The 3,764-nt window shown below is 45.5% G+C and carries 3 protein-coding genes; 2 read left to right on the forward strand and 1 reads right to left on the reverse strand.

Annotated features, from left to right (window positions below):
• Positions 1-242 precede the first annotated feature (242 nt).
• Entirely contained in the window at positions 243-2,144 is a 1,902-nt protein-coding gene (gene glmS, locus IM509_RS10975) for a glutamine--fructose-6-phosphate transaminase (isomerizing) (RefSeq protein ID WP_072927721.1), read from the forward strand.
• 179 nt (positions 2,145-2,323) lie between these two features.
• Positions 2,324-2,641: a DUF3067 family protein gene (locus IM509_RS10980; protein ID WP_002756874.1), complete on the forward strand. Its 318-nt coding sequence runs from the start codon at positions 2,324-2,326 to the stop codon at positions 2,639-2,641.
• A 187-nt stretch (positions 2,642-2,828) separates the two neighbouring features.
• Here IM509_RS10980 and IM509_RS10985 read toward each other — a convergent pair whose 3' ends face one another.
• The gene (locus IM509_RS10985; protein ID WP_260441281.1) at positions 2,829-3,164 is read right to left on the reverse strand and encodes a PEP-CTERM sorting domain-containing protein; all 336 of its coding nucleotides are present in this window, start codon (positions 3,162-3,164) and stop codon (positions 2,829-2,831) included.
• Positions 3,165-3,764: the final 600 nt, after the last annotated feature.

Here is a 3,764-nt window from a genome sequence, read left to right on the forward strand (position 1 = left end):
CAAGCTTTTCTGGTCGGAACCCCCTAAGCCGAGTTTTCAAGGTGCTGCGCCGTCCACTTGGTTTTCGAGACTGGCCTTTTAATTCTAACGTAAAGCCAACCTAGAACGGCGGGGTTTCAGACCCAAAATTTCCGATGAGAGGAAACTTTGCCCTTACCAGTGCGTCTTTGGCCTCTAAGCAAACAAGTGTCACGCTTGCGATAGAATAGATCGGACTTAGCCTAAATGGGGTCAGCGAAAGAATGTGCGGAATTGTTGGCTATATCGGAACCCAAACAGCGATCGATATTCTCCTAGCTGGATTGGAACGTTTAGAATATCGGGGTTATGATTCGGCAGGAATTGCCACAATTCTCGAAGGTGAATTACATCGAGTTCGCGCCCAGGGAAAACTCTACAATCTGCGGGAAAAATTAGAACAGGAAGTTAATCCCTCCCAAATTGGCATCGGTCACACCCGTTGGGCAACCCACGGCAAACCCGTAGAAACTAATGCCCATCCCCACACCGATAATAGTCAACGGGTGGCAGTGGTACAGAATGGCATTGTCGAAAATTTTCAGGTATTAAGAACAGAATTAAAGGAAAAAGGCTGTATATTTGACTCGGAAACCGACACAGAAGTTATTCCCCATCTAATCGCCAGTTATCTACCCAAACCTACCGATGAAGACTACTTGGGGGTGAGTCCTTTCCTCAAGGCAGTTTTAAGGGCAATTGAACGTTTGGAGGGAGCCTTTGCCCTAGGGGTGATTAGTCCCGATTATCCCGATGAATTGATTGTCGTGCGGCAACACGCCCCTTTAATCATCGGTTTCGGTCAAGGGGAGTTTTTCTGTGCCTCCGATGTTAGTGCTTTGGTTCCCCATACCCGGGCGGTGCTGTCCCTGGATAATGGCGAAATCGCTCGGTTAACACCCTTGGGAGTAGAAATTTATAATTTTGAAGGGAAAAGAGTCCGTAAAAGCCCCAGAATCCTCGATTGGAGTCCGACGACCGTAGAAAAACAGGGTTATCGTCACTTCATGCTCAAGGAAATCTACGAACAACCCGGAGTGGTGCGCGACTGTTTAGGAACCTATCTGCATCCCCATTGGACAGCACAAAATGAGGATAATGTCAACCCGATAAATATTAATTTTTCTGAAGAAATTTACGATAATTTAGAACATATTCAGATTTTAGCCTGTGGAACCAGTTGGCACGCTAGTTTAGTCGGTAAATACTTGATTGAGCAGTTGGCAGGTATTCCCACAAGGGTACAGTACGCCTCGGAATTTCGCTATGCACCCACGCCCCTGATGCCCAATACTTTAACTATCGGGGTGACGCAATCGGGGGAAACAGCCGACACTTTAGCGGCTTTGGAAACGGAAAAACAGCGCCGTTTAGGATTAGAAAAAAAATATCAAGCCCGGATTATCGGTATTACTAATCGCCCCGAAAGTACCCTAGCACAAATGGTCGATCAGATTATTAATACCCAAGCAGGAATCGAGATCGGGGTGGCGGCAACTAAGAGTTTTACGGCACAATTATTGGGTTTTTATCTCTTAGCTTTGGATTTATCCTATCGTCGTCAAACTTTGTCTTTAGAGAGAATCGAGCAAATTATTAATAAAATGCGATCGCTGCCAAGATCGATCGAAACTGTCTTAGAAACACAGGAAAAAGCGATCGAAGAATTGGCCCATGAATTTAATGACACCCAGGACTTTATTTTCTTAGGACGGGGGATTAATTTCCCCATTGCCCTAGAAGGAGCCTTAAAACTCAAAGAAATCAGTTATATTCATGCGGAAGGCTATCCAGCCGGAGAAATGAAACACGGACCAATCGCGCTTTTAGATGCAAAAGTTCCCGTAGTAGCGATTGCTATGCCGGGGATAGTTTATGATAAGGTTCTCTCCAATGCACAGGAAGCAAAGGCAAGGGATGCGCGGTTATTGGGAGTAGTTGCCGACAGCGATACGGAAGCACCAAAAGTCTTTAATGATTTGTTGTATGTGCCGGAAATTGAGGAATTATTATCGCCAATTCTAACAGTAATTCCCCTACAATTGCTCTCCTATCATATCGCAGCCCGTCGCGGTCTAGACGTGGATCAGCCGCGCAATTTAGCCAAAAGTGTCACGGTGGAGTAAAGTTCCTTAGGTTGAAAGTGCAGTTCACAAGTATATCTAAATTGGAGCAAGAGGACTCCCGTTACACCGCGAAGCGGTTGATCGCGAGAGTATCATCCCTTCGGTAAAATCGAGGGTCTTCCCCTGACATTTATGGTAGAATCAAGAGGCCGACTGACATCTGAGAAGCGATAGCAACCATGACGGGTGTGGACTTACAGCAATTATTACTAGAAAAGTGGGGTCGTTCCTACGATATCCAGCTGCGACGCATCAAAGATAAGGTTCATGTCCAGGTAATGTGGAAATATCTCGAACAAGCGTCTTTTCCCCTCTCCGAGTCTGAATATCTGGAACATCTCAATGCGATCGCTAATTATCTCCACGAATGGGGTGGTTTTAGTCAATTTCAAGCTTTTATCCGCGAAACCCGCGAGCGTCCCCGTCTCGGTAAAGCGGTTAGTCTGGCCTTAGATTTAGGTGAAAGGGCCTCGGAATGGCTGATCAGTGATCAGTGATCAATTATCAGTAACCAGTGGGATTGTTAAGTGAACAGTATACTGCATTTAAATTGCGTATTGGATATACAAATGCTCGAACTCCCCACTTCCCCACTCGCCCATCCCCTTCTCTAGACACAAAAAAATGCGTTAAGCTTAGCCTTAACGCTTGTTTTTTCCATTATTTTTGCTCTGATGACAGTGACTAGCTCTTGCGACGAGCGAAAGCACCAGCACCAACAACGGCCAAGATACCCAGGATAGCAGAGGGCTCGGGAACTGCTAAACTGCTTTTTTCGAGAGATAAAGTATAAATCCATCCCGAACCAACGGACACGACGTTCAGGCTGAAAACTCCAGAATAATCGAGACCGGTAGTCGCATCAAAAAACGCTGTACCCATTACAGTGTAAACAGTAGTACTCATACCACCAGAAGTATTAAACGTACCCGAAGCCACTGTAGGAGTGATATTAACTGTCGTACCACCGCCAACATTTATCTGAGCAAAAGAATTCACGGTACCACCAGGAGTAAACATGGTGGACGCTCCCGAGCCAGTGCCAAAAATCTGAATAGGCTGAATAGCACTAACGTCCGTGTAGCTCAGACCGGCAAAGCCATCCGTAGGCGTCCCAGCCAATCCGGTGGGCGCTCCAGGAGTGAGGGTCGGGTTGAGGGTTCCCCACGAACTGGCCGTTGCACTCCCCGTTACGGCTATCATACTCGCTGCTTGGGCAGCACCAGCAAAGCTGAGAGCGGCAACACTGCCCGCGATAGCAAGAGCGCCAGTGTTTAGTTGTCTAGAGATGTTTGTGAGCATTTTTTTGGCTCTTCGGGAATTGTTATGCAAATAATTAACTTCAAATAAAATTCAATGAGAGTACCTAGTCTCAAAAATAGCTGAAATCTATACAGGAAGACACTTACGGCACAAACAGGTTAATACCAAAAGATAGACAATTGAGTTAAAATTTGATATAATGGCCAAAAACGAGATTATTTTACTTATGATACTTGACAAATTTTTGAACCTACAAGGAACCTGTATTCAAGGCTATCGACACCTAGAAAATATCGGTATAGTTTGACGAATCGAATCGAAAAATAAAAAAGCAGTCTGTCCTCGTTGTGGGTTAGA

The sequence above is a fragment of the Microcystis sp. M31BS1 genome (assembly GCF_020245285.1).
Lineage (GTDB): Bacteria > Cyanobacteriota > Cyanobacteriia > Cyanobacteriales > Microcystaceae > Microcystis > Microcystis panniformis.